General features: G+C 48.5%; 24 protein-coding genes. 16 read left to right on the forward strand and 8 right to left on the reverse strand.

The features are described from left to right. Positions 1-4: 4 nt before the first annotated feature. The 7 genes from ABD07_RS15200 to ABD07_RS08340 form a co-directional block, all read right to left on the reverse strand. The gene (locus ABD07_RS15200) at positions 5-835 is read right to left on the reverse strand and encodes a type I restriction-modification system subunit M (RefSeq protein ID WP_275689496.1); all 831 of its coding nucleotides are present in this window, start codon (positions 833-835) and stop codon (positions 5-7) included. 20 nt (positions 836-855) lie between these two features. Next, a complete protein-coding gene (locus ABD07_RS08315; protein ID WP_160817902.1) occupies positions 856-3,588 on the reverse strand; it encodes a type I restriction endonuclease subunit R in 2,733 nt (910 codons plus the stop codon). Between the two features lie 86 nt (positions 3,589-3,674). Continuing rightward, positions 3,675-3,899, reverse strand: coding sequence for a hypothetical protein (locus tag ABD07_RS08320; protein WP_160817903.1), 225 nt, complete (start codon positions 3,897-3,899; stop codon positions 3,675-3,677). Further along, on the reverse strand, positions 3,874-4,305 hold the full coding sequence (gene hepT, locus ABD07_RS08325; RefSeq protein WP_160817904.1) for a type VII toxin-antitoxin system HepT family RNase toxin: 432 nt from the start codon (positions 4,303-4,305) through the stop codon (positions 3,874-3,876). Before hepT ends, ABD07_RS08320 begins: the two co-directional genes overlap by 26 nt. Further along, positions 4,295-4,690 carry a type VII toxin-antitoxin system MntA family adenylyltransferase antitoxin gene (gene mntA, locus ABD07_RS08330; RefSeq protein WP_160817905.1) on the reverse strand — a complete coding sequence of 132 codons (396 nt, stop codon included), beginning with the start codon at positions 4,688-4,690 and terminating at the stop codon, positions 4,295-4,297. Before mntA ends, hepT begins: the two co-directional genes overlap by 11 nt. Positions 4,691-4,794: 104 nt before the next feature. Continuing rightward, on the reverse strand, positions 4,795-7,716 hold the full coding sequence (gene rapA / locus ABD07_RS08335) for an RNA polymerase-associated protein RapA (RefSeq protein WP_160817906.1): 2,922 nt from the start codon (positions 7,714-7,716) through the stop codon (positions 4,795-4,797). Between the two features lie 245 nt (positions 7,717-7,961). Next, a complete protein-coding gene (locus tag ABD07_RS08340; protein WP_108699449.1) occupies positions 7,962-8,726 on the reverse strand; it encodes a DUF2490 domain-containing protein in 765 nt (254 codons plus the stop codon). Positions 8,727-9,377: 651 nt separating this feature from the next. Here ABD07_RS08340 and ABD07_RS08345 point away from each other — a divergent pair. After that, entirely contained in the window at positions 9,378-9,686 is a 309-nt protein-coding gene (locus ABD07_RS08345; protein WP_160817907.1) for a c-type cytochrome, read from the forward strand. A 39-nt stretch (positions 9,687-9,725) separates the two neighbouring features. Here ABD07_RS08345 and hemN read toward each other — a convergent pair whose 3' ends face one another. After that, complete coding sequence (gene hemN, locus ABD07_RS08350; RefSeq protein ID WP_160817908.1) at positions 9,726-11,138, reverse strand: oxygen-independent coproporphyrinogen III oxidase; 1,413 nt, start codon at positions 11,136-11,138, stop codon at positions 9,726-9,728. A gap of 224 nt (positions 11,139-11,362) precedes the next feature. On the opposite strand from hemN, the gene fnr reads away from it, so the two are divergent. The 15 genes from fnr (at position 11,363) to ABD07_RS08425 (ending at position 25,368) form a co-directional block, all read left to right on the forward strand. Then, a complete protein-coding gene (gene fnr / locus ABD07_RS08355) occupies positions 11,363-12,112 on the forward strand; it encodes a fumarate/nitrate reduction transcriptional regulator Fnr (RefSeq protein ID WP_160817909.1) in 750 nt (249 codons plus the stop codon). 270 nt (positions 12,113-12,382) lie between these two features. After that, on the forward strand, positions 12,383-13,108 hold the full coding sequence (gene rpsB, locus ABD07_RS08360) for a 30S ribosomal protein S2 (RefSeq protein ID WP_108699452.1): 726 nt from the start codon (positions 12,383-12,385) through the stop codon (positions 13,106-13,108). 209 nt (positions 13,109-13,317) lie between these two features. Then, entirely contained in the window at positions 13,318-14,202 is an 885-nt protein-coding gene (gene tsf, locus ABD07_RS08365; RefSeq protein ID WP_108699453.1) for a translation elongation factor Ts, read from the forward strand. A 32-nt stretch (positions 14,203-14,234) separates the two neighbouring features. Beyond that, the gene (gene pyrH, locus ABD07_RS08370; RefSeq protein WP_107802804.1) at positions 14,235-14,951 is read left to right on the forward strand and encodes a UMP kinase; all 717 of its coding nucleotides are present in this window, start codon (positions 14,235-14,237) and stop codon (positions 14,949-14,951) included. Between the two features lie 50 nt (positions 14,952-15,001). Beyond that, positions 15,002-15,559, forward strand: coding sequence for a ribosome recycling factor (gene frr / locus ABD07_RS08375; RefSeq protein WP_108699454.1), 558 nt, complete (start codon positions 15,002-15,004; stop codon positions 15,557-15,559). A gap of 1 nt (position 15,560) precedes the next feature. Beyond that, positions 15,561-16,328: a polyprenyl diphosphate synthase gene (gene uppS, locus ABD07_RS08380; RefSeq protein WP_160817910.1), complete on the forward strand. Its 768-nt coding sequence runs from the start codon at positions 15,561-15,563 to the stop codon at positions 16,326-16,328. A 14-nt stretch (positions 16,329-16,342) separates the two neighbouring features. Then, a complete protein-coding gene (locus tag ABD07_RS08385; protein ID WP_108699456.1) occupies positions 16,343-17,167 on the forward strand; it encodes a phosphatidate cytidylyltransferase in 825 nt (274 codons plus the stop codon). Continuing rightward, positions 17,164-18,351 carry a 1-deoxy-D-xylulose-5-phosphate reductoisomerase gene (gene ispC / locus ABD07_RS08390; RefSeq protein WP_160817911.1) on the forward strand — a complete coding sequence of 396 codons (1,188 nt, stop codon included), beginning with the start codon at positions 17,164-17,166 and terminating at the stop codon, positions 18,349-18,351. Before ABD07_RS08385 ends, ispC begins: the two co-directional genes overlap by 4 nt. A 152-nt stretch (positions 18,352-18,503) precedes the next feature. Then, positions 18,504-19,871, forward strand: coding sequence for an RIP metalloprotease RseP (gene rseP / locus ABD07_RS08395; RefSeq protein WP_160817912.1), 1,368 nt, complete (start codon positions 18,504-18,506; stop codon positions 19,869-19,871). A 3-nt stretch (positions 19,872-19,874) separates the two neighbouring features. After that, a complete protein-coding gene (gene bamA / locus ABD07_RS08400; protein WP_160817913.1) occupies positions 19,875-22,181 on the forward strand; it encodes an outer membrane protein assembly factor BamA in 2,307 nt (768 codons plus the stop codon). A 67-nt stretch (positions 22,182-22,248) separates the two neighbouring features. Then, positions 22,249-22,746 carry an OmpH/Skp family outer membrane protein gene (locus ABD07_RS08405; RefSeq protein WP_160817925.1) on the forward strand — a complete coding sequence of 166 codons (498 nt, stop codon included), beginning with the start codon at positions 22,249-22,251 and terminating at the stop codon, positions 22,744-22,746. Positions 22,747-22,799: 53 nt separating this feature from the next. After that, positions 22,800-23,243: a 3-hydroxyacyl-ACP dehydratase FabZ gene (fabZ, locus tag ABD07_RS08410; protein WP_108699460.1), complete on the forward strand. Its 444-nt coding sequence runs from the start codon at positions 22,800-22,802 to the stop codon at positions 23,241-23,243. Between the two features lie 76 nt (positions 23,244-23,319). Continuing rightward, a complete protein-coding gene (rnhB, locus tag ABD07_RS08415; RefSeq protein WP_160817926.1) occupies positions 23,320-23,880 on the forward strand; it encodes a ribonuclease HII in 561 nt (186 codons plus the stop codon). A 196-nt stretch (positions 23,881-24,076) separates the two neighbouring features. Next, positions 24,077-24,736: a hypothetical protein gene (locus tag ABD07_RS08420; protein ID WP_160817914.1), complete on the forward strand. Its 660-nt coding sequence runs from the start codon at positions 24,077-24,079 to the stop codon at positions 24,734-24,736. A gap of 203 nt (positions 24,737-24,939) precedes the next feature. Beyond that, on the forward strand, positions 24,940-25,368 hold the full coding sequence (locus ABD07_RS08425; protein WP_108699463.1) for an Hsp20/alpha crystallin family protein: 429 nt from the start codon (positions 24,940-24,942) through the stop codon (positions 25,366-25,368). The last annotated feature ends 64 nt before the right edge of the window (positions 25,369-25,432 follow it).

Raw genomic sequence — 25,432 nt, forward strand, 5'->3', positions numbered from 1 at the left:
ATTATCAAGACCTACAAAATTGGCACCCTGGTGAATCGCAGCGTATTGCTCGGGTGTGGCTGCGGCACCATCGGTGCGGTGCGGGGTGCCGTCCCATTCCAACACCAGGTTCTCTTGGGCTGAGTACTTGCGCATCATCGATCCGGCAGCGGGTACTGAACAAAAATCCGCCAGTACCCGCTGCCGGATCGATGATGCGCTGGCCCGGCTCGGGATCAAGCAGTTCGACCATGAAGCGGATTAGATGACGAGGTGTGCGGAACTGACCGTTCTTACCGGCCGTAGCCATTTCGCTGAGCAGATATTCAAAAGTGTCGCCCATGATGTCCTGGGCAGCGGAACCTTCACCGGCGCGGGCAAACAGTTGGTCAATGGCATCGATGGCATCGCTCAGCACCTTGCCCTTGTTGGGATCAAGCTGAAAGTAGGCATCCGCCATGCGGTTGTTGAGACTGGCCAGTTCGGTATCATCTTCATTGCTTGCCAAGCGCTGATCTATGGTGCGCAACCAAGGAAAAACCTTATCAATGAGATGCACTGGATTAGTTTTTTCCTGCCGGATATAGCTCCACCGGCAACTGGAAGCATCTAGCTTTTCTCGAAGCGCGGCCTTGTCCTTTTCGGGTGCTGCTTGAATCTGAGCCTCCTCGTCCGGGGTCAGTGCATAAATTGATCGCAGGCCTCGGTCGGCTCTTTTCGTGTCGATATCTTCTAAACGCTTGAGAAAGAGCAGGTAAGTGATTTGCTCTACGGCCACCAATGGGTTGGTGAGGCCAGCTGCCCAGAAACGATTCCAGAGTTCATCGACTTTTTTCTTGATATGTGGCGCAAGCATTCAGTTTTTCCTTTTAGCGGTCATACAGCTTCATCCAGCCAATGGTTGGCGAGATTAACAAGTTCTTCGATGTCCTGCGGCGGAAATAGCGACTCCACGCTGCCAACGCGCGACAGTGGCGGTTCACTGAGTGCCGCGCGGCTGATGCGTCCATGGCGGAGTACCGCTGCTTTTACCGCTCGCAAGTAGTTCAATTGGTTAGCACGCAGATAACCATGCGCGGCGATGAATGCGTCAAATGCTTCATTAATGCGCTGTTCACGGTTGGGCAACTGTGTGCTTTCACAGAGAATATGGCGCAGGAAGTCCGCCAGCGAAGCGGCAGGCGCTTCGAAAGCCTTACGCAAGATGTCTTCGGTAACGAACAGATCAGCCTGATTCAGCGTTTCGCTGATGCGTTCCAACTCTTCATCAGTCAAGTTCTCCCCGTTTTTGAGTTTGGCTAACTCGGGCAGTTGATCGGCCAAACGACGCACCAGCGCCTCTACCTGCTCGCGATAGCTTTCGGCAAACGCACCTTCACCGGTGGGGCCATAGATAATCCAACTACGCTGAGTGATGCTATCCGGGAGGTTGATCTCGATGGTGTTCCCCGGCGTGCTAGTGCGATAGCGCATCAAGGGGGCGAATATGGTTTGTAGTGTCATTAGTCGTGGCATGTCCAGATGCTGCCAGAAACCGATTGAGCACATCCATGCGCGTTGTTCGGCGACGCGCTGCACTTCGGGGATGTTATCGGCTAAGCCGGTAATGGCTTTTTGGATGTATTCGCGGATATTGGCTTGCTCGTCAGCATCTCCGTTGAGCCAGGCCACGGTAAGGCGCTCGCACCAAATGTGAAATTGAAGCTCATCCAGGCCCGTCAAGGGTGCGAGCTGCATCAATGGCGCAATAGCCTTGGAAAGATGTTGCAGCATACTTTGTTCAGGTGCAGGCCATTGCTGCGCTAGCGCATCAAGCTCATTCCAATGCGGGCGTACGTTGATACTTTGCCGAGGCAAAGCTTGTAACATGGCGCGCAATTCATCAATGGCAGCTTGTGTGTCTTGCTTCTGAGCATACAGGAGCTGCCATTTTTCGAGTCGTAGTCGAAATAAACGGACGGGTAACGGCTCGCTGGGGTGATCAATCTCACCGTCGGGCTTTAGCTTGAAGTAGGCAAAGTTTTTCCAGTAATCAATAATCAAAAAATCTTTTTTTATCTCACCTGAAGCTTTATCCGTGTGCAACCGGGTGCCGCGACCGATCATCTGCCAAAACTTGACCTTGCTAAATACCGGTTTGGCAAAGACCAAGTTTTGAATGGCGGGAATATCCACGCCGGTATCCAGCATGTCAACCGAGATAGCGACACGTGGCATGGTTTTGTATTTGAAATCATCCAGCGTAGCGTCGGCACGCTCCATATGACTATCGATGATTTCAGCCATGCCTTGCCGCTGTAGCTCGGGGTAAAGGCGGTTGAAACTTTCGTACAAACGTTTGGCGTGAGCGTGACTAACAGCAAAGATAATCGATTTGTGCGGCAGACCGCGAATATCTTTTCGGCTCTTGTCCATAAACTCGCGCACCATGGCATCGTTAGTGCCATGATTGATAATGCCTTTCTCAATATCGCTGCCATCGAAGTTAAGTTCATCGAGTTCCACTCCTTGATCGCGCGCCATTTGCTTTAAGGGTTCGGGCAAAGCATCGCCTTGAATGCCTTGAAGTTGAAAGTTAGTTTGCACATCCAACACACGATAGTTCACCAGGTTCTTATCGGCGACAGCCTGTTCGTAGCTGTAGTAGTAGCTGGGAACGCCATCACCACAATCAAATAATTCGAAAGTATTGTGATCGATGTAGTCCGTCGGTGTGGCTGTCAAGCCGAGCTGAATGGCATCGAAGTGATCAAAAATGGCTTTGTAGCGCTGATAAATGGAACGGTGGCTTTCATCGGCAACGATCAAGTCGTAATAACCGACCGATAGACGGGAGTACACTTGCATCATGCTCGGATAGGTAGAAAACTGAATACGCGCACCGGAAGTTTCACCGGCTTCAATGCGTGCAAGGCTTTCGTTAGGTAGGTGGAATTTGAATTCTGACATTGCCTGCCGAACCAATTCACGGCGATCAGCCAAAAACAGTACGCGTTGCACGCGCTTGGCGCGCAGCAAGTTATCCACCAATGCAATGGTGGTTCGTGTCTTGCCTGTACCGGTAGCCATTACCAATAGGAATTTGCGCTTAGCGGCGTCAATTCCTTCCGTTACTCGGCGTATCGCTTCGTTTTGATAATCACGGCCAGCGATTTCTGCATTGATCGTTACGTCCTTAAGCGACTGGGCATATTGCCGCTGGTGGCGCAGGCGTTCAAGGTCATCACGTGTATAAAAACCTGCTACTTTTCTAGGGGCATAGCGCTCTCGATCCCAAAATTGAATTTCTTTACCATTAGTAAGAAATATAAATGGATCTAGATCAAACTTTGTTTTGATTGCATCTGCGTAATCGGCCGCTTGACGTTTTCCAGAAAGCTCATCCCGGGATGAGCGTTTCGCTTCAACTAAAGCAATTGGTTTGCCATCCGATCCAAGCAACACGTAATCTGCAAACTGATCATTTCGATAAGTGCTATCCGGTTGGGCAGCTTTGAGCAAAAACTCTTCGAGGAGCGTAAACCGGCTACGAGACCAGCCTGCTTGTGCGAGCTGTGAATCAATAAAGTCTGCTCGCGTTCGGGCTTCATTTAGGTTTGATTGAATCATTGATTGCTTCACTAGAGTAATAACAGAAGGCTGGTTTTATATCGATTACCCATTTATTCCTCCATTTAACTCAATGCTGCAATAAATTAAGTTGCTAGTAAAGCGTTGGTTCTCAAGTCGCCACAATCACCCTTACGGCATCGAGCCGCAGATTGCTGGATTTCTTCGTCGCGCACATTCGGGTTGACTTGTTGCAGTGCTTTGAAGCATTCGATTTCCGGGTTGAAGCAAACCCACTCGATTCCCGCCTGTGCGGGAATGACGGATAGGTGCGCCACGATAACGCTACTGATGCCGGGAGTGCGCCGCATCCTTGAGCAACACCGCTTTGCTATATTGCAGGAATTCGTCCAGATGGTTTTCTATCACCGCTACAGTGATGGATAATTGCAGCGCCTGATAATCATGCACCGCGATGTTGCGAAACCCCACCATGCGCTTGAGTTTTTCTGCCAAGACCAGATCAATCCAGCCCGCCTGCGCCAGCAGCGTAAACACATCGCGCGCACTTTGCGGAATACCCAGCCGTTCACGCCGGATCAAGTGCTGCCCCATATCCAGTGCCGCTTCGCAGGCGCGTTGAATGTTCAGAATAGCAGCATCCTGCCGTGTGGGATTCCCGGCAAATGTGGCGGGGTCAGCCGCATATTCCTCACGCGCGCGCAGCACACATCGCTCAATGGTGGCGGCTTTGTTGAGCAAGACATCATCGGCCATACACGCTCCCCCGGTGTTGAATGTCATCGATCAGTGCATTGCGGGCCTCATCCAGCGCGGTCTTTTCGCTCAGAATGGCCACTTCATAAAGCGCCGCCTGACCATCTTTTTGCCACCAGCGCTCGCCCGTGATGATAATTTGGTATTGCATGACCGTCGATGCCGCCCGCAGATCGAGTAAGTCCACCGCGCAACCCACATCATCGGCTAATCCCCCGGCCAGATCGAACATCAGCAGTGGGTCGGCATAACCAGGCACCAACACCGCCAGATCCAGATCGCTTTCAGCGCTGGCAAGGCCTTGAATGCGGCTGCCAAAGGCATACAGCGCCAGCAGACCGGGTAAGCGGTTTTGCACTCGCTTCACAATGATTTCTTTGTTCACGCGGCCTCCTGATTTCAAGGATTAGGACAGATTCTGGCGTGTATCATACCTTCTCACTACTGATTTCACTGCTTTTTTCGTTATTTCCGAGCTACCGGATGGCTTCACGTCGCCACAATCACCCTTACCGCATCGAGCCGCAGATTACTGGATTTCAGCGCAGCGGTCAGTTGCTGCAATTGTTGCTCAAAAAATTCAATTTCTTCGTTGCGTACGTTCGGATTGACTTGCTGTAACGCTTTGAGGCGTTCGATTTCCGGGGTGAAGGTTTGCTGGATGCGCGCTTCGGCTGCGGCGATGAGTTGCGGGGCTTGCGCGCTGGCTTGTTGTTCGCTGGTGGTTAACAGCTCGCGGATGGCGTCTTCTTTCAGTTGGATTACTTGTTTGGCGATGCCGGTTGCGACCGGTTGCAGGTGTTGGTTGACCGAGTCGTGATCCAGGAACGGGTAGTCGCCGCTGCCGTGTTCGTCCAGCACAATGCGGATTACGGCGGGCGGCAGGTAGCGGTTGCTTTGCTGCACGTTGTGTCCACTGGCTTCGAGCACAAACAGGGTTTCCAGCAGCAAGGTGCCGGGTTGCACGCGTTTGTGTTTCAGCATGGCCACTACGGCATTGCCGTTTTCATGGCTCAGAATCCGTTCCATGGCGTGCGTGACCATCGGGTGTTCCCACGTCAGGAAATGCATATCCTCGTTGGCCAGCGCCACTTCGCGCGCGTAGGTGATGACCGAGCCTTCGTCCTGCAAGCCGGGAAACGGCATGCTCATGTGTTCGCTCGGTTCGATCAGAAAGCTGCCGCTGCGGTGGTCTTCGATGTGCACGCCGCAGCAATCGAATACCGTTTCCATGTACTGCGGCAGCAGCGGATCGTTATCCTGCGTGCGCGCGGCTTGTGTGAGCTGTTCCGCTGCGATGGGCCGGAACGAATTGTATTCCAGCAGCTTGTCGCGCCCGCGGTCGAGCGCTTCGTTCAATTCCCGATGCGCCGTTTGCGTGACGCCGATCAATCCGGCCAGTATTTCGGCCTGGGTTTGGCGTTGATGCAGCGCGGCGATGAGTTGCTCTTCGACTTTGACAAATACCGTTTGACCGGCCGGGCAGGTTTTCTCGAACGCATTCAAGCCTTCGTGATACCAATGGAACATCACCGCCAGCGCGCTGTTTTCCAAATAGGGCACGTGGATTTGGATGGTGTCGGTCTGGCCGATGCGGTCCAGGCGGCCGATGCGCTGCTCGAGCAGATCGGGATTGAGCGGCAGGTCAAACAGCACCAGATGATGGGCGAACTGGAAATTGCGGCCTTCGCTGCCGATTTCCGAGCAGATCAGCACTTGGCCGCCGGTTTCCTTGTCGGCAAAGAACGCTGCGGCGCGGTCGCGCTCGATCAGGCTCATACTTTCGTGAAACACCGGAATGAACTGGCCGGTTTTTTCTTTCAGCGCTTGCGCCAGATCGCGCGCGGTTTGGGCATTGGCGGCGATGACCAGCACTTTCTCCGGTTTCACCCGCTTGAGCGTGGCGATCAACCAGTTCACGCGCGGGTCGATTTCGCTCCAATACGGCTGATCGTCTTCGCATCGCACCTGATAGATCAATTCCGGGCATAGCAGTAATTGCGGTTTGGATAATGACGTGGTTTCAAACGTTAGCAGGAATGGCAGGTATTCCGCCGGTAGCGGCAGCGGATTGGCAACCAGCTTGCGTGACGGAAATCCTTTGACCGCCGCGCGCGTGTTGCGGAACAGAATGCGTCCGGTGCCATGCCGGTCGAGCAAGGATTCCGCGAGTTTATTCCGGGCTTGCTGGTCTTGCAGTTCCGCCAGCAGTGCTTGGGCTTGCGCCGGGTCCAGCGTGTCCGCGATCAATTGGCGAGTGTCTCCGGTCAACTCTTTTCCTTCGAGCAACGCTTCGACGGCGCGGGCGATGGGTTCGTACGACTGCTCTTCGGTGACAAATGCGGAAAAACTGCTGAAACGGTGCGGGTCGAGCAGGCGCAGGCGGGCGTAGTGGCTGGCTTTACCCAGTTGTTCCGGCGTTGCGGTCAGTAGCAGCACGCCCGGAGTGCGCGCCGCCAGTTGCTCGATCATGGCGTATTGCGGGCTTGCGGCTTGCGGCGACCAGTGCAAATGATGCGCTTCGTCAACCACCAGCAAATCCCAGCGGCCTTCCAGCGCTTGCTGAAAACGCTGCGGATTTTGCCGCAGAAAATGCAGACTGCACAGCACCAGTTGCTCGCTGTGAAACGGATTTTCGGCGTTTTCACTTTCTTTGCCGTTGCCGTCTTCCTCATCTTCATCGTCTTCATCGCTTGCTTCCAGCGACAAACAACGTTCTTCGTCGAAGATGCTGAATTGCAGATTGAAACGCCGCAGCATTTCCACCAGCCATTGGTGGATCAAGGTTTCCGGCACCACGATGAGCACGCGCTTGGCGCGCTCGGTGAGCAATTGCTGGTGCAAAATCAGACCGGCTTCGATGGTTTTGCCCAAGCCGACTTCATCGGCCAGCAGCACGCGCGGTGCAAAACGGCGGCCCACTTCGCGGGCAATATAGAGTTGGTGCGGAATCAGGCTGGTGCGCGTGCCCACCAGTCCATACAGTGGCGCGTTTGCCAGCCGGTTGCGGTTCAGCAGTGTTTGATAGCGGATGCGAAACCATTTGTCCTGGTCGAATTGGCCGGTGAATAAGCGCGCGGACGGGCGGTTCAATTGTACTTGTGCTGCCAGCCGGTTTTCCGCCAGCTCAACCTGGCTGCCGTCTGCGCGGGTACCGGTATAAACAATCAATCCGTCGCGTTCGATCAGGCCGGTGACTTTGATGGCGGCGCCATCCTGACCGCTGACGGTATCGCCCGGTTTAAAGATTACCCGCGTTAACGGCGCCGATTGTTTGGCGTATGAACGGGTTTCACCGGTCGCTTTAAACAGAATGGTGACAATCCGGTGTTCGACGGTCTGCACCGTGCCTAATCCCAGTTGCAGATCGACATCGCAGATCCAACGCTGGCCTGGCTTAAAATCTTGCATGCGTTACTTTGTGAGTGGTCGGAAAGGAGCAGTATAGTAATGGAATGCGAAGAAAAAGTTACTACTTCTTGTGTCTGTTGATATTCAATGCGGAAAATCGAAACGAAGAGCGCGGATTTTTTATCCGCGAATACAATCCAGTGAATGCGGAAAAAATTAACCGGTTAACTTCCTGAAGTCAGGAAAATTAACCGGTTGTTTGAAATACAAACTAGGTGTTAACTGCTTAACATCACTAGTGTGTCTTAGAAGTTCAGGAACAAGCTGGCTACAAAGTTATGCATCATTTGATCCGGACGTTTGCTATGCGGTCTGTTGATGAATTGGTTCATGTAACCCATTTCAACGGTCGCATATTGATTGATTTTGTAACCCAATCCAACGAATGCCCGGTTCTGATCGTAGCCGCGGGAAATAAAGCCCGGATTGTTGTCAATCGTCGTCATGGCAATAAACAACTCGCTTTGAACGATGAAACTTAAATTCGGATTGACTTGGGGCAATGGAACTGCCAATTTGACCAATTGACGGAACCGGTGCGCTACATCGTTTGCACCTGGAAGCGGTGCGTTATGATCAAAGAAACGTTGCTCGAAACGGCTACGCGCTGATAACCGGCCGAATGAAAAATTATCCGCCCAGGTTACTTGCTCCCAAATACGGTGTTCGTTGAATGGATGGCCTGACTTCAATGCTAAAGGTTCAGCAGTCGGCGCCCAAGCATAACCTGCCCACACAACGATTTTGTCGGTTACCGCATAACCTAAACCCGGACGGATCAGTGATTGCGAAAATTGCGTAGCATCATTACCAAACCGGCCTTGTCCTTCCATCCACCATCTGAATTTTTTCAATTCGGCATTTTGCGGATTGACGAAACCAAAATTACCTTGTGAGAAAACACCTCCCCACACTTCAAAATCTTCTACGGTCTTGTCAGCGGCAGCTGGATTGCTCAGCGACAGGCCAAGTGCGGACAACAAAATAACAGTACTTATCTTTTTAAACATGCAATCTCCCTATTAATGCAATGTGAATTTACTAAACTATTTGCTAACGTTCTGTTACCAATAAAAAACTCTACTACGCGCAACTGCTTTTTATTATATTGATGATAGCGGGTTGCTAACTTCATTTTTTTAGCATAACACTTGATTTTTTGTAAAAAAGAATCTTTGTCGCTCTTTTACTACAGTGCTGCGCACAGTAGCATAGTAAATGTTAAAAAATTGTTAAGAGTTACACTTAACGCAAATGATGCTATTGTCATTAATTGTTATTAATATTGAAGAGCCTAAATTAATAATAATTAAGAACTGCTGCGCACAATAACATGGGAAATGTTAAGAAATTGTTAAGAATTACACTTAATGTTAACAATGCTATTGAAACCGAGGTCATAATCAGCTTGGCCGCTTCAGCAAATATGCGCTATTCCATTGATTGCATTTGATTTATAAATAATGCTAAGTGCGCTTGTTGACACCGGATAACCTTGGGATGCTAGGAAACTGTCTTAAAACATTTGTTTGGCAAGCTGTTATGATACTGGGTATGGTTGGTCTTCTAAAGCGCGGAGCTGATAAATTTTATAAGCAACCAAGTAGGGATCGGGATTACTCCCGGTATTTTGATTGAACTAAGTAAACTGGAGTCAGGGAATGAAAAAATTAAATTTCGCATTAACGATAGCGGCGCTATTCATTTTAGCCGGCTGTGGCGCAAGCAAAGACTATGCTCCGCCAGCAGATGCATCCGGAGAAACGATTTTTAGCTCTGCTTGTACAGAATGCCACAAGCCTTTAAGCGCTAATGTGGCAATGGTATTAAGCGAAAAAGTGGCCAATAAGGATGCAATTATCAAGAAATTTCAATCGGGCAGCATGAGAATGCCGGCATTTAAGAATATTCAGGGTGAATCCGCCGACCGTTTGGCTGAATATATTTTGACGAATAGCCAAGTCAAATAATTCTGACTACCTGAGAGTCCAACGATTCTCAGGTAAATTTCACATAGGTATCGAGCGGTTTTTATGGCGCTGCACAGCGCGCAGATACTTGTCAAAAACCGCGCAAATACTGCTCATCAATAATTGTCCCTTGGGCGTCACTGTAATTTCCTGATCGTTGAGCGTGACCAAGCCTGCTTGTTCATAAACAATAAGTTCTGCTAATTCCGTAGCAAAATAGTTTTTGAATTCGATGGGAAAATACGCCTCCACCGACTCATAAGAAAGCACGGAATGACAAATAAGCGCTTGCATGACAGAGCGCCGGATCAAATCGTCGGGAGTTAATTCGATGCCGCGTTTGATTGGCAGAATATTGTGTTCCAGTTTGCTGTAGTACTGCAAAAGATCGCAATCATTTTGACTTAAAGCCGGACCAATGCTGCCGATTGCCGAAACTCCCAATGCGACGCGATAGCTGTCAGGATAGATCGAATAACCTTGCAGGCCGTAGTAAAGCCTGCCTTGACGTTGTGCAACGATCAGTTGATCATCGTTTTTGGCAAACAGATTCATGCCGATGTGCAGGTATCCTGCCGCCGTTAAACGGGCAATCGCAAGCAAAAGCATTTCTAGTCCGGTTTCTATATCAGGTAAATCTTCCGGATTAATATTTTGTTGCGGCTTAAATTTTTCTGGCAGGTGCTGGTAATTTAATAAGTTAATTTGATCCGGGTCGGCCGTTATGATTTTTCCCAGCGTGTACTCAAACTTTTTTACAGTTTGCTTGGGTAATCCATAAATCAATTCCGTTCTTATTGTTTTAAAGCCCGCTTGCTGAGCGTCACGGATTGCAAGCAACGTGGCATTCTCTGTCTGAACGCGATGGACGGATTGTTGCACATGATCATCAAAATCCTGAACACCGATAATCGCGCAATTAAAACCTATTTCCTTCAAAGCTTGCATGGATAGATGAGGCATTTGCCGCGAATCGATTTCGATTGAGAATTCACCGTCTTTTATCAGGTTAAAATTTTGCTGGATTGCTTTTAAGATGCTGCCTAGCTGAGTGTCATTCAGCAGCGTCGGTGTGCCCCCTCCAAAATATAGCTGTTCAAGCTTCGGGTCTTCTTTGAAAAACTGCGCTTGTAGTTTTATTTCACGCGATAAGTAATCGAGATAGGTCGATATGCCGTCATTTTTGTCGGCGATGATCTGATTGAATTGACAGTAAAAACATAAAGAACGGCAAAAAGGGATATGCACATATAACGATATTGGCCGACGGAAGTGTCCCGATTTGCAATTGTTCAACCATGTGGAATAGGTGCGCGCATCAAACGTTTCGACAAAGTAATCCGTTTCCGGGTACAAACGATAATCAGCATTGTAAACACCGAACTTGCGAATGAGATCTGAGCTGATTTGAAGCAAATCAGTAGATGAATCCGAATATCTTAGTGGATGCACTGGGAATCTCATTTTGTGAAGAATCTTGCCCGAAGAGATCTGCATTGATATGCCATCAATTACTGGTTTTCATGGCCAAACATGTTGTGTTGTATGCGATCGATCTAAAAAAGAATATCCACTCCTCCCGCCAATATCGTAGAATTATGTTGCGGGTTTGAAATGTTAATTTTGATTCAGATCAATTAAAGCGTTGAAATGTAGTTCCCTATTTGGAAAACACTTTGCTTATCGATACATCGCTACATCATCTCGATATCTCGCACATTCGTTCCAGCTGCGCTACTTGCAGTTTGCGGGAGCTTTGCTTACCTGTCGGTCTTAATGATCAGGAAATCCAGGTTCTGGGTGATGTCGTCAGTCATAAACGGAAAATTCAGCGAGGCGGCTATTTGCATCGTAGCGGCTCGCAGTTTCAATCCTTGTTTGCCATTCGCAGCGGATTCTTAAAGACCTGCGTGCTGGAGGAAGATGGACGTCAGCAAGTGACCGGTTTTCACATGACGGGTGAGCTGCTGGGTTTGGATGCCATCAGTACGGACACTCATACCTGCGATGCGATAGCGCTTGAGGATAGCGAAGTGTGTGAAATTCCCTTCGCCAAGCTGGAAGAGATTAGCCGCACCATCCCCTCTCTCATGCGTCATTTCCATAAAATCATGAGCCGTGAAATCGTGCGCGACCATGGTGTAATGCTGCTGCTCGGCAGTATGAAGGCGGAAGAACGTTTGGCATCTTTTCTGCTCAATTTGTCGCGTCGCTTTTTAATGCGCGGTTACTCCGAGTCCGAATTCAATCTCCGCATGACGCGCGAGGAAATTGGCAGCTATCTTGGTCTCAAATTAGAGACTGTCAGCCGAGCGTTTTCAAAACTGCAAGACGAAAATATCATTACTGTGGATAATAAACACATACAAATAAATGATATTGCCCGCTTAAGATTGAAAATGGGAAACTCGTCCTGTATCACTTAACGGTGATAGCCGCTAAAAAGCCTTAAATCTTTAACGATTACTAGCATAGTGCGACGCTGGAAAAGTGCTTGTTGCACATCCGTAATAATTACCTGCGTTATTCTGTTTCTCTGTCAGCTTGAGTAAGCCAAGGAAAATGCTATATAATACGGCCATAATTTAACGGTCGATGCGGTAGCGCATGAAACACCCGTTGAATTAAATACACACATTCGCTCTTAATTCTGAATTATTAAAGCGAATGGAGGCTCAATCCATAAGGAGAAATTTATGTCAGTAACTATGCGTCAAATGCTGGAAGCAGGTGTTCATTTTGGTCATCAAACCCGCTTCTGGAATCCCAAAATGGCCCCCTATATCTTCGGCCATCGCAATAAAATTCACATCATCAATCTCGAAAAAACGTTGGTGATGTATGAAGAAGCCATGAAATATGTGCGTCAACTATCAGCAAACAAGGGTGTTATTTTATTTGTCGGCACTAAACGCCAGGCGCGCGACATTGTGCGCGAGGAAGCCCAGCGTTGCGGATCACCTTACGTAGATCAACGCTGGTTAGGCGGAATGCTGACTAATTTCAAAACCATCAAGCTATCTATCAAGCGTTTACAAGAAATGGAAGTAATGACACAAGATGGAACGCTGGATAAGCTTGTAAAAAAAGAAGCGCTCGATCTTCAGCGCGAATTGGATAAACTCAATAGCAGTCTGGGCGGCATCAAGGATATGAAAGGATTGCCGGATGCGTTATTTGTCATCGATGTGGGCTATCAAAAAGGCGCGATTACAGAAGCCAGAAAGCTCGGTATTCCTGTTATCGGTGTCGTTGATACCAATCATAATCCCGATAATTTACAGTACATTATCCCTGGAAATGACGATTCGAGCCGGGCAATACGCTTATATGCGCGCGGTGTAGCCGATGCGATTCTGGAAGGACGTAATCAATCGATTCAAGAAATCGTTGAGATGAGTGCAGAGGCCGGGCAAAGTTAAGAAATTTGCATTTTTCGATAGCTGCAGCACGTGCAGCAGTTATCGATTGGGTATCAAATACCATTGAACTGTTTCAAGGTAAGGCTTATCAACCTGTGGCGGATTTGTTGAAGATTATTTAATTTGCCATTGAATGTTAAGTAAATTTTAATCTTATCTTGATTAAAATCTCTATTCATTCATAAATTAATTTTGTAACTGGAGTAAATATGGCGGAAATTACCGCGAGCATGGTCAAAGAGTTACGTGAAATGACCGGTCTTGGCATGATGGAATGCAAAAAAGCGCTGGCAGAGACTGACGGCGATATGAAAGCGGCAGAAGATCTGTTAAGAATTAAAAGCGGCGCCAAAGCAAGTAAGGCGGCAGGACGAATCGCAGCTGAAGGTGTCATTGGCGCGTATATTTCGACTGACAGCAAATGCGGCGCACTGGTTGAAGTTAACTGTGAAACGGATTTTGTGGCCCGAAATGAAGATTTTATCAATTTTGCCAAAAGCTTGGCTGGGTTGGTGGCGACAAAAAATAGCACGGATGTTGCAGTATTAAGCGAAGCGGCGCTGCCGAGCGGTGAAACTGTTGAAACGGTTCGTAAAGCGTTGATCATGAAGCTGGGTGAAAATATCAGCATCCGCCGCTGCGGGCGTCATGAAACACAAGGTCAGCTGGCTTATTACCTTCATGGCACTAAAATTGGTGTAATGATCGATTACACCGGTGGTGATGAAGTGCTAGGCAAAGATCTGGCTATGCACATCGCGGCAAGTAAACCCGTGTGCGTTTCCAAAGAGCAAGTATCCGCCGATGTTTTGGCGCATGAACGGCAGATCTTCACGGCACAAGCGGCTGATAGCGGCAAACCGGCGAATATCATTGAAAAAATGGTCGATGGCCGCATTGCAAAATATCTGGCTGAAATCACCTTGTTAGGTCAGCCTTTTGTCAAGGATCCGGAGCAAACCGTAGAAAAATTGCTGGCTAAAAAATCCGCCAAAGTAAACGCGTTTACGATGTTTGTGGTTGGAGAAGGGATAGAAAAGAAATCCGAGAATTTCGCGGAAGAAGTGAAAGCCCAGATGGAACAAGCAAAGTAGCACGAGTTATCATCATCTCCAATTAACGATCAATGACCGCTGTTGCCTATAAACGTATTTTACTGAAGCTATCCGGCGAAGCCCTGATGGGTGAAGATAAGTATGGGATCAATCATGCAGTGATGGGCAGAATTGTTGCTGAGATTCAAGAGGTCAGTAAATTGGGTGTTGAAATTGCCATTGTGGTTGGCGGCGGAAACATTTTTCGTGGCATGAAGTCCGCCAATGACGGGCTTGAGCGCGTTACCGCGGATTATATGGGCATGTTAGCCACTGTGATGAATGCCCTGGCACTGCAAGATGCCATGAAGCTCGTCGGCTTGGTGCCGCGAATACAGTCCGCTTTACGCATCGAACAAGTTGTGGAACCTTATATTCGCGGACGTGCTATTCGTTATCTGAAAGACGGCAGAGTGGTAATTTTTGCGGCAGGAACGGGTAATCCTTTTTTTACTACCGATACCGCAGCCGCTTTACGGGGCATGGAAATGAATGCGGATATCATGCTCAAGGCAACCAAGGTGGACGGCATTTATACCAGCGATCCGAAAATTAATCCGGATGCGACGCGCTTTCATCAGTTATCTTTTGATGAAGCGATCGCTAAGAATTTACAGGTAATGGATGCAACAGCGCTGACGTTATGCCGGGATCAAAAATTACCACTCAATGTATTCAGTATTTTCAAGACTGGCGCTCTTAAACGTATAATAACAGGAGAAGATGAAGGAACGTTGGTGACGGTCTGATGCTACGATAGTCGGGTCTTCTGAAATAGATTCAAGAGGGATAGGATATTATGATTGCCGATGTAAAAAAATCCGCTGAACAAAAGATGCAAAAAAGCCTGGAAGCATTGAAAGTGGATTTGAGTAAAGTTAGAAGCGGGCGAGCACACACTGGTCTGCTGGACCATGTCACTATTGATTATTATGGCGCGCAAACGCCAATCAACCAAGTCGCCAATATCAACCTCATAGACGCGCGGACGATCGGAGTTATCCCTTGGGAGAAGAAAATGGCTAACGCCATCGAAAAAGCTATTCGCGAATCTGATTTGGGTTTAAATCCGATGCCGGTAGGCGAAACGATTCGTGTGCCCATGCCGGCGCTTACTGAAGAACGCCGCCGTGATCTGATCAAAGTGGTTAAGCATGAGGCGGAAGCAGTACGTGTGGCCATGCGTAATATTCGCCGGGATGCGAATGCACACTTAAAAGACTTACTAAAGTCGAAAGACATATCAGAAGACGAGGAGCGCCGGGGTCAAGACGAAATTCAAAAGTTAACCGATCGCTATATCTCAGAAATTGATAAGGTTTTACAGGTTAAGGAAGCCGAACTGATGGCGGTTTGATATGCCTCAAGGCCCGAGTTCAACCCGAGAAATACCCGAGAGAGGTGCAATACCCAAACACATTGCCATTATTATGGATGGTAACGGCCGTTGGGCGCAAAGCCGTTATATGCCTCGGATTGCCGGACATAAGCAAGGTGTCGAAACAGTTCGCGGTGTTATTAAAGCCTGTATGGAACGCGGCGTTGCTTTCCTCACATTATTTGCTTTCAGCAGCGAAAACTGGCGGCGGCCTTCGGATGAAGTTACGTCTCTGATGCAACTGTTTCTTGGCGCATTGGAGCAGGAAATCGCCAAATTGCATGAAAATGGCATCCGTTTTAAAGTTATCGGCGATATATCAAAATTCGATCCTAAAATCGTAGAATTCATTCGTCTTGGTGAGCAACTCACTGCCAACAATACACGTCTCACATTTACGATTGCGGCCAATTATGGCGGCCGCTGGGATATCATGCAGGCCATGCGCAAGATGATGGCACAATCGAAAGACCTGCCGCTTAACTTTGAAGAAGAAAGTTTAGCGCAATATCTGTCCATGAGCTATGCGCCTGAACCGGATTTATTTATTCGCACTGGCGGTGAATACCGCATCAGTAATTTTTTACTATGGCAACTGGCCTATACTGAATTATATTTCACCGATACGTTATGGCCCGATTTTGACGAGCGTGAACTTGAACTGGCCATTCAATCTTATCAGCAGCGCGAGCGCCGCTTTGGCCGTACCAGCGAGCAGCTGCAAATGAAACTATCCGCTGAAGGATAAAAAGATTACTTTTCATGCTTAAAACCCGCATTCTCACTGCAATTGTTATTCTTCCCTTATTTTTATCGGCACTGTTTTTTTTGCAAGATATCTTTTGGGCGATAGTGCTACTGTCACTGACAGTGATCGGATCGCGCGAATGGAGCCGGTTAGCCGGATTTTCAGTAAGAAATACCATCATTTTTATGCTCCTGACCACATTCGTTGGGGGGGAGTTGTTGTTTCAAATGAGTGAATCGTTGAAAATCAATGTTTACTCTTCCGATTTGATCTGGGTTTATATTGTTTCGGCCGCTTTTTGGATCATCAGTGTGCCGCCCTATCTGAAGCAGCTTTACACCATTAAAAATCCGCTACTCCTGATGCTGACCGGCTGGATGCTTTTGTTACCCACATGTCTCGCGTTGTACCAATTACGCGCCATCAGTCCGGAGCTTTTACTGGGCTTCATGGCAACTATCTGGATTTCCGATACCGCAGCTTATTTCACCGGAAGATCATTGGGTAAACGAAAGCTTGCCAGTCAGATTAGTCCGAACAAAACCTGGGAAGGGGTGTTTGGCGCGCTTATCGCAGTATTCATTTATGGTCTGGCTTGGGATTTCTGGTTTATTGAAGAATCTTTAGCGGCTAAATTGATACCGTTGCTGTTGCTGATGGCGATATTGGGTATCATCGGTGATTTATACGAATCGCTGATGAAACGTCAGGCGGGTGTTAAGGATAGTGGAAATATTCTGCCGGGTCATGGCGGTATTTTAGATCGAATCGACGCTTTGACCTCTTCGCTGCCCTTTGCCATTTTAGCCTTACTCATTTTTTATTCCCCAGCACTATGAAAACTATCCGTCAAATCACTATTCTTGGCTCTACCGGCAGTATCGGAGAGAGCACATTGGATGTTATCGCACGGCATCCGGATCGCTTTCAGGCTTTTGCATTAACGGCCAATCACAGTGTCGAAAAGATGCTCGCACAGTGTCAGCGCTTTCAGCCGCGATTTGCAGTCATGCTGGATACGGCCAGCGCCGGGCAACTGGCCGATGCAATTAAAGCAGCCGGGATCCGAACGGAAGTGCTGGCCGGTATCGAATCGCTGGAAAAGGTGGCTTCGCTTCCCGAAGTCGACGCCGTAATGGCCGCCATCGTGGGCGCTGCCGGGATCCGTCCGACGTTTGCGGCAGCACGAACCGGAAAACTGGTGCTGCTCGCCAATAAAGAAACGCTGGTCATGGCCGGACGTATTTTTATGGATTTGGTCAAGCAGCACAATGCCACATTATTGCCGATCGACAGCGAGCATAACGCCATCTATCAGTCATTGCCGCATCATTTCAATGGCAATTTGACGGCAGCGGGTATCAGCCGCATTTTACTCACCGCTTCGGGTGGGCCATTCCGGCGCGCACCGCTGGAGTCGCTTGCAAGCGTAACACCGGAGCAAGCCTGTGCGCATCCGAACTGGGACATGGGACAGAAAATCTCGGTGGATTCCGCCACCATGATGAATAAAGGATTAGAAGTGATTGAGGCGCATTGGCTGTTTGAGGCGCCACCGGAGAAAATCCAGGTAGTGATTCATCCGCAAAGTGTCATTCATTCCATGGTTGCTTATGTCGATGGCTCGGTCATTGCGCAATTGGGGAATCCGGATATGCGCACACCCATTGCCCATGCGATGGGCTTCCCTGAGCGGATAGAAAGCGGAGTGTCCGCTTTGGATATGTTCAAGGTTGCTCACCTGGATTTTGAAGAGCCTGATTTTAAAAAGTTTCCGTGTTTGGAGTTAGCCTATCAAGCACTCTCCGCAGGCGGAAATATGCCCGCAGTGCTGAATGCTGCCAATGAGATCGCAGTGGAATCGTTTCTTAAACGACGTATGCCGTTTACCGCCATCCCGGTCATGATTGCGCATGCCATGAAAACCGTGCGGCATGAAGAAATGGCGACATTGGATGACGTATTGAAAACAGACGCACTGGCCCGTGATGCAGCGCGGAATTGGCTCGCAAACCTGCAATAATCCGCGTAAGTAAATTGTTACAGCGACTAGATTCTATTTTCCTAAATTAATGATAGTATCGCGTATTATTCAATCAGCATCGGCAGTGAAATGATAAGTATCGTGCGGTCACAACACCCCTTCTACCTGCATCCCTTACGTAATAAACCCATATGTCAATAACCTATACTATCATTTCGTTCATACTGGCCCTGGGTATATTGATTACATTTCATGAGTTTGGCCATTATCTGGTGGCGCGCTGGAATGGTGTGAAAGTGCTGCGGTTTTGCATTGGATTCGGTCAACCAATTTTCCGCAAGCGCTGGGGAAAAGACCGGACAGAATGGGTGATTGCCGCTATTCCACTGGGCGGCTATGTCAAGATGCTGGATGAAAATGAAGGCCACGTTGCGGCGGAGGATTTGCCGCGCGCATTCAATCGCCAGCCGGTCGCCCGGCGTTTTGCGATCGTAGCTGCCGGACCTATAGCCAATTTTTTGTTAGCGATTGTTTTATATTGGCTGCTTTTCATTCTCGGTGTTAACGGCATGAAGCCCGTGGTCGGGCCGGTCGAGCCCGCTACAGCTGCCGCTCATGCACAATTCGTAGAAGGCGAGACCATTGTCAGCATCGAAAACGAGCCGGTCGCCAGCTGGCAGGATGCGCGTTGGGCTTTATTACGCTATGCCATCGATCAATCCGCGAACGTCACGATACAAACCGTTAATAAAAATGGCGAGATCAATTTGCGCAAATTGGATCTCAGCCGTGTCGATCCGGACAAGCTCAATGAAAATTTTCCAGGCATTATTGGACTCACCAGTTATCAACCCACCATCAAGCCTGTCATTGGACAAGTCATAGCCGGTGGTGTTGGCGACAAAGCCGGGCTGCAAACAGGCGATGAAATCATCGCTGTGTATGATACGGAAATCCATACTTGGATGGACTTTGTCAAAGAAATCCGCTCAAGCCCCGGAAGGACACTAGAGCTGGAGATTTTGCGCAACGGCGAAATGATTGCGCTGACCGTTACGCCGGAGGCAGCGGCTGAACATGGCAAGCAAATCGGCAAAATTGGTGTGGCGCCCGTTATCAATCAGGCTGAGTTTGACGAATTGCTCGTCACCGTCAGTTATTCTCCCGGCAAAGCATTCCAAAAAGCCATCGAGAAAACTTGGGAAACGACCATACTGACATTGCAAATGCTATCCAAAATGATCACCGGTGATGTTTCTCTGAAAAATGTCAGCGGACCGATCTCGATCGCTGATTATGCCGGTCAATCCGCACAGATGGGGCTGGTGTCGTATCTGGCATTTCTGGCATTGATCAGTGTCAGCATCGGTGTTTTAAACTTATTGCCGATCCCGATTCTGGATGGCGGACACCTCATGTATTATCTAATTGAAATCATCAGAGGCAATCCGCTTCCTGACAAAGCCATCATCATTGGGCAGAAGATTGGCATGGCCATGCTGTTTACTCTGATGACATTTGCCATCTATAACGATATTAACCGGCTTATCACTGGCTAGATAATGAAATTCCAGCATTTTGCCGCTGCGCTTGTCAGTTTTTTTTATGCGTTCTCCTGTTGGGCCGGCGATTCTTTCATCGTCAAAGATATCCGTGTTGAAGGCATACAACGTACCGAAGCCGGTACGGTATTCAGCTATCTGCCGATTAAAGTCGGCGATGCCATGAATGAAGACAAAGCCACCGAAGCGATCAAGGCGCTTTATGCAACCGGTTTTTTCAAAGATGTAAAATTAAAATCCGAAAATAACATCTTGATCGTGGAAGTTGTAGAGCGACCGGCGATTGCGCAAATCGCTATCAATGGCGCGAAGGAATTCGAGAAAGACAAACTGCTTGAGGGATTAAAGCAGGCGGGCATTTCGGAATCGCGGATTTTCAGCCGCTCGTTGCTGGAAAGAGCGGAGCTGGAATTGAAGCGTCAGTACATCAGCCGCGGCAAATATGCCGTCAAAATTACCACAACTACAACGCCTCTTGAACGTAACCGTGTGGCGATTAATTTTGACATCAAGGAAGGCCGCACGGCCAGAATTAAAAAAATAAGCTTTGTCGGTAATGAAAAATTTCCCGACAAAGAGTTGCGTGGCATATTGGTTCTCAGAAAGCCCGATTTACTGAGCTGGTTCACCAAGAATGATCAATATTCCAAGCAGAAGCTAGCCGCCGACCTGGAAACGCTGCGTTCTTACTATTTGGATCGCGGCTATCTTGAATTCAATATTGAATCTACGCAAGTATCGATTACACCGGACTTACGCGACATCTATATCACCGTCAACGTGACCGAAGGCGCCCAATATACCGTCTCCGATATCAAAGTGGCTGGCGATACCATCGTACCGGAAGAAGAATTGCGTAAACTCATTTTGCTCAAAAGCGGCGCGGTATTTGCCCGGCAAAAGCTGACCGAGTCGATCAAATCCATGACCGACCGCCTGGGTGACGATGGTTATGCCTTTGCCAATATCAATGCATCGCCGGAAATCGATCATGAAAAACGGCAAGCTGGATTTACATTCTTTGTTGATCCTGGCCGCCGGGTTTATATCCGGAAAATCAACATTACAGGCAACGACCGTACGCGCGACGAAGTTATCCGGCGCGAGTTCCGGCAAATGGAAGGTGCTTGGTATTCCACGAAAAATATCAATCTCTCCAAAGTGCGTGTGGACCGTTTATTTTTCTTCAATAGCGTCAATGTCGAAACGCCTGCCGTACCCAATAAAACGGACCAGGTGGACATTAATGTCAAAGTGGAAGAAAGACCAACCGGATCCATCATGTTCGGTGCAGGTTATTCGCAACAACAAGGTATTATTCTGAATGGCTCGGTTTCTCAGAACAATATTTTTGGTACCGGTAATTTTTTCAGTCTGGATGTTAATACCGGTCTTATCAATAAAACCTATGCCGCTTCATTCACCAATCCCTATTTTACCGTGGATGGTGTCAGTCTCGGCTTCGATGTTTACAAGCGGGACTTGAATACCCGCCCTTTAACGCAAGTGGGTGCATTTAAAACGGAGACGGTCGGGGCCGGCGTCCGCTTGGGTATACCGATTGCCGAAGGCGACATCGTTTCTTTCGGATTGGCTGCGGAAAATACCCATATCGGTACTTTTGACGATAGTCCAAGGCGTTATCTGGATTTTGTCAAGGAATTCGGCACATCGACCAATAATTTTCCATTGACCGTCAGCTGGGCTCGAGACCGCCGTGACAGCGCCATCTGGCCCACTTCCGGCACGACGCATCGATTGTTCGGTGAAGTCAGTGTGCCCGGTGGAGATTTGAATTACTATAAAGTCAGTTACAATCAAAAATGGTATTTCCCCATTACCGATTTCTTCACTTTGATGCTGAATGGCGAAGCCGGTTACGGTGATGGATATACCGGACATTCATTGCCGTTCTTCAAAAACTTTTTTGCCGGCGGTAATAATTCCGTCAGGGGATATAATTTGAACTCTTTGGGTCCTCGCGATCAGTTTACAAATACTTCAAACAGCAATTCAATCTTGTTTGCCGTTGGCGCCAGCAAGCGCGTTGTGGGTAATATTGAACTGATGTTTCCGGTTCCTTTTATGAAAGACGATCGATCGTTGCGCTTGAGCACATTCCTGGACGGCGGTACTACATTCAATAAATTCGGCGATCTGAATAATTTTATGCGTTACTCGGCCGGACTGGCGCTTACCTGGGTCTCGCCGATGGGACCGTTGAAGGTCAGTATCGCACAACCCTTGAATGACCAGCCTGGCGATAATTTGCAAAGATTCCAGTTCATGTTCGGGCAACAATTCTGATTCAGTTGAGACTCCGGTAGCGTATATGTTGAAACAACAAATCAACCAACAGCGGCGCAATCTGGTTATGGTGGTAACTGCCGCTGCCATTGCCTGCGGGTTCATGGTTGCGGTTGCTTTTGCTGGCGATATCAAGATCGGCGTAGTGAATACCGAAAAGATTCTGCGCGAATCGCAACCGGCGCTCCTGGCGCAGAAAAAAATCGAGCAGGAATTCGTGCCGCGTGACGAAGAAATCAAGAAAATGGCTTTAGAAGCCAAGAACCTGCAAGATAAGCTGGAAAAAAACAGCATCAAGATGGAAGAAACCGAGCGGCGTAATCTGGAAAGAAACCTCGCTAACCTGAGCCGGGAATATCAACGCGCGCAGCGCCAAATGCGCGAGGATCTGAGCGTGCGCCAGAACGAAGAATACAGTGTCATCCTGGAGCGCACCAATCGTGCGATCAGCAAAATCGCTGAAGCGGAAAACTATGATCTGATATTACAATTGCAAGACTCGGTGTATAGAAGCCAGCGCATCGATATCACGGATAAAGTGATTAAAACGCTCGATAAAGAATAAGTCACAATTCGGTCAATGCTGATCGCGCCCTTAGGGCTAGAAAGGAAAATAAAATGAGCACCATGAATATTCACGAAATTTTAAAATACTTACCGCACCGCTACCCGATCTTACTAGTAGACCGGGTCATTTCATATGAAGCGGGCAAGGATATCGTCGCATTAAAAAATGTTTCCATAAATGAACCGTTTTTTTCCGGACATTTTCCGCATCATCCCGTCATGCCGGGTGTTTTGATTGTCGAAGCATTAGCGCAAGCTGCCGCGATTCTGACTCTGAGAACCGAAGATACGGTTAACAAAGAAGACACGGTTTACTATTTTGTCGGTATCGACGGTGTCCGTTTCAAGAAACCGGTCATCGCCGGTGATCAGTTAATCCTCAAAGTGGCCATCGAACGGCAAATCAAAGGACTTTGGAAGTATTCGGCGCGCGCGGAAGTCGATGGACAACTCGTGACGGAAGCCCAACTGATGTGCACCTCCAGAAGTGTCTAGGATCCGATCCTATCGATTGAAATAGTGATTGGCAGCGGGGGGGGGCTGAAGCATCGTAACGCCATGCGCCAATGAGCTGATTTGCGGCGTCGACGAAGCTGGCCGGGGACCCCTCGCCGGACCCGTTTATGCAGCCTGTGTGGTGCTGAAAGCCGATCACCCGATCGCTGGACTGGCCGATTCTAAGAAGTTAAGCGAAAACAAGCGCGATGCGCTTGCGATCATGATCAAACAACATGCTGCCGCATGGGCTGTGGCATCGGCTACAGTCGAAGAAATCGATCAGCTCAACATCCTGCAAGCAAGCTTGTTGGCCATGCAACGTGCTGTGAATAGCTTACCGTTTGTGCCCGAGATCGCGCTCGTCGATGGAAATCAAAGCCCGCGTTTGCCATGTCCGGTGCGCACCATCATCCGGGGTGATAGTCTGATACCCGCCATTTCAGCCGCTTCCATTTTAGCCAAAACCGCACGTGACGCGGAAATGAAGCGATTGCACCAGCTTTATCCGTGCTATGGCTTTGATAAGCACAAAGGGTACGGAACCACAGCGCATTTGGCCGCACTGCATGAATATGGCGCTTGTAAAATACACCGGCAAAGTTTTGCGCCGGTAAATGCCTTAAACCAGCGATGATCATTGAATCATCGCGATGGCTTTCATGCGGCATCATCTTTTAAAACCCAAATTACCGGATCACTCGTAAAGAGAGAGTCGTAGGATGTCCCTCACATAGTGAGGCGCATCGTTCGCTATACCTGAGATTCGCTCAGTTTGTCCTTCAACAATGTTATGATTTGCTCCTGAATATGAACCCATCGCTGGAGAAATCATGCGTGACTCAGAACCTCAATCCGGTTTGAATTTTAATTTCATCGTGCCAATTGCCATGTTGGCTGTTTTGTTGCTGGTGCCTTTTTCGATCAATGCGGTGTTGCATATGTTGTCGGCTAAAAGGATACATAACCCGGTAATCATGAAATTGCCGCTGGATAGTACGGTGATTACGATTCCGTCCGAGGTAAAACAATATGAACCGTTTGAAGTAGCGGTCAATCTGGAAACAAAACACCTTGCCAAGTTTCTGAATGAGATTGTGGCGACGGCTTCCGAAGGAACTTCGATACATGGAATTCGCGGTGTGGTGTCGCCCAATATGAAGGCTGAGATTGCTGGCGATGATTTTGAAATTGACAGATTAGGCGCGCAGGATCCGGTTTCGGATTATGGCGGTACGGCCAAATGGCGCTGGCGCGTGACGCCGGAATCATCCGGGGAGCAAGTGTTAAGGTTTCAGCTGCATATAGTGACGCAAGATAATGTGCAGGCAGACACTAAAGTGCTGGGACTCGCCGAAGCGAATTTTTCCGTCCAGGCGAATCTGTCGGAGTGGATGAAACGGAACGGAGTCTGGGTTGCTGTGCTGCTGACGGTACTTGCAGTGGCCTTTTATGGCTTGCGGCGGCGTTACGCTCGTCAGTTACCTATCTGATTTGTAACTGGAATTGTAATAATCGTATTGAATGGTTTTTTCAGGACGCTTGAAAAAAAATAATTGATCCTTATATCAGGTTTGAAAGTGTACTTTTTGTAACTGTGAAAACGCTGCATTAAATATAGAGCATTTGAGATTGAATGAGGCGTTGATGTTGAACTTACACAATGTGCTTTTTTAATTGATAAGGAGAATTAAGTATGGCTATTACACGTTATGAACCTTGGGGATTGTTGAGTCAACTGCAAAGAGAATTGGAGCGTAACGTTGCGGAAGGTTCTACCGCAACGGCGGAATGGTCTCCTGCGGTGGATATTAAGGAAGAAGCGGACAAATTTGTCATTCATGCGGATATTCCGGGGGTGAAACCGGAAGAAATCGATATCAGCATGGAAGATGGCGTACTCACCATTAAAGGTGAGAAAAAATCGGAAAGCAAAACCGAAAAAGAAGGCTACAAGCGTGTTGAGCGAACATACGGTTCCTTCTACCGGCGTTTCAGTCTGCCGGATACCGCTAACGCCGAAGCGATTTCCGCATCGTCAAAACACGGTGTGCTGGAGGTAGTCATACCGAAGCGTGAAGCCGTACAACCGAAGAAAATTAACGTCACCGCGGCGGCCGAGTAATGTAGCCTTTTTGACGCGCAGAGATGGGAAATGGAGCCTTCGGGCTCCATTTTTATTACAGCTG

It is taken from the genome of Nitrosomonas oligotropha (genome assembly GCF_009833085.1).
In the GTDB taxonomy this organism is placed as follows: domain Bacteria; phylum Pseudomonadota; class Gammaproteobacteria; order Burkholderiales; family Nitrosomonadaceae; genus Nitrosomonas; species Nitrosomonas oligotropha.

Coding starts and splice junctions, on each gene's coding strand:
- ABD07_RS15200 (WP_275689496.1), bottom strand. CDS start 835: ATGCTTGCGCCACATATCAAGAAAAAAGTCGATGAACTCTGGAATCGT.
- ABD07_RS08315 (WP_160817902.1), bottom strand. CDS start 3,588: ATGATTCAATCAAACCTAAATGAAGCCCGAACGCGAGCAGACTTTATT.
- ABD07_RS08320 (WP_160817903.1), bottom strand. CDS start 3,899: ATGCGGCGCACTCCCGGCATCAGTAGCGTTATCGTGGCGCACCTATCC.
- hepT (WP_160817904.1), bottom strand. CDS start 4,305: ATGGCCGATGATGTCTTGCTCAACAAAGCCGCCACCATTGAGCGATGT.
- rapA (WP_160817906.1), bottom strand. CDS start 7,716: ATGCAAGATTTTAAGCCAGGCCAGCGTTGGATCTGCGATGTCGATCTG.
- ABD07_RS08340 (WP_108699449.1), bottom strand. CDS start 8,726: ATGTTTAAAAAGATAAGTACTGTTATTTTGTTGTCCGCACTTGGCCTG.
- ABD07_RS08345 (WP_160817907.1), top strand. CDS start 9,378: ATGAAAAAATTAAATTTCGCATTAACGATAGCGGCGCTATTCATTTTA.
- rpsB (WP_108699452.1), top strand. CDS start 12,383: ATGTCAGTAACTATGCGTCAAATGCTGGAAGCAGGTGTTCATTTTGGT.
- tsf (WP_108699453.1), top strand. CDS start 13,318: ATGGCGGAAATTACCGCGAGCATGGTCAAAGAGTTACGTGAAATGACC.
- pyrH (WP_107802804.1), top strand. CDS start 14,235: ATGACCGCTGTTGCCTATAAACGTATTTTACTGAAGCTATCCGGCGAA.
- frr (WP_108699454.1), top strand. CDS start 15,002: ATGATTGCCGATGTAAAAAAATCCGCTGAACAAAAGATGCAAAAAAGC.
- uppS (WP_160817910.1), top strand. CDS start 15,561: ATGCCTCAAGGCCCGAGTTCAACCCGAGAAATACCCGAGAGAGGTGCA.
- ABD07_RS08385 (WP_108699456.1), top strand. CDS start 16,343: ATGCTTAAAACCCGCATTCTCACTGCAATTGTTATTCTTCCCTTATTT.
- ispC (WP_160817911.1), top strand. CDS start 17,164: ATGAAAACTATCCGTCAAATCACTATTCTTGGCTCTACCGGCAGTATC.
- rseP (WP_160817912.1), top strand. CDS start 18,504: ATGTCAATAACCTATACTATCATTTCGTTCATACTGGCCCTGGGTATA.
- bamA (WP_160817913.1), top strand. CDS start 19,875: ATGAAATTCCAGCATTTTGCCGCTGCGCTTGTCAGTTTTTTTTATGCG.
- ABD07_RS08405 (WP_160817925.1), top strand. CDS start 22,249: ATGGTGGTAACTGCCGCTGCCATTGCCTGCGGGTTCATGGTTGCGGTT.
- fabZ (WP_108699460.1), top strand. CDS start 22,800: ATGAGCACCATGAATATTCACGAAATTTTAAAATACTTACCGCACCGC.
- ABD07_RS08420 (WP_160817914.1), top strand. CDS start 24,077: ATGCGTGACTCAGAACCTCAATCCGGTTTGAATTTTAATTTCATCGTG.
- ABD07_RS08425 (WP_108699463.1), top strand. CDS start 24,940: ATGGCTATTACACGTTATGAACCTTGGGGATTGTTGAGTCAACTGCAA.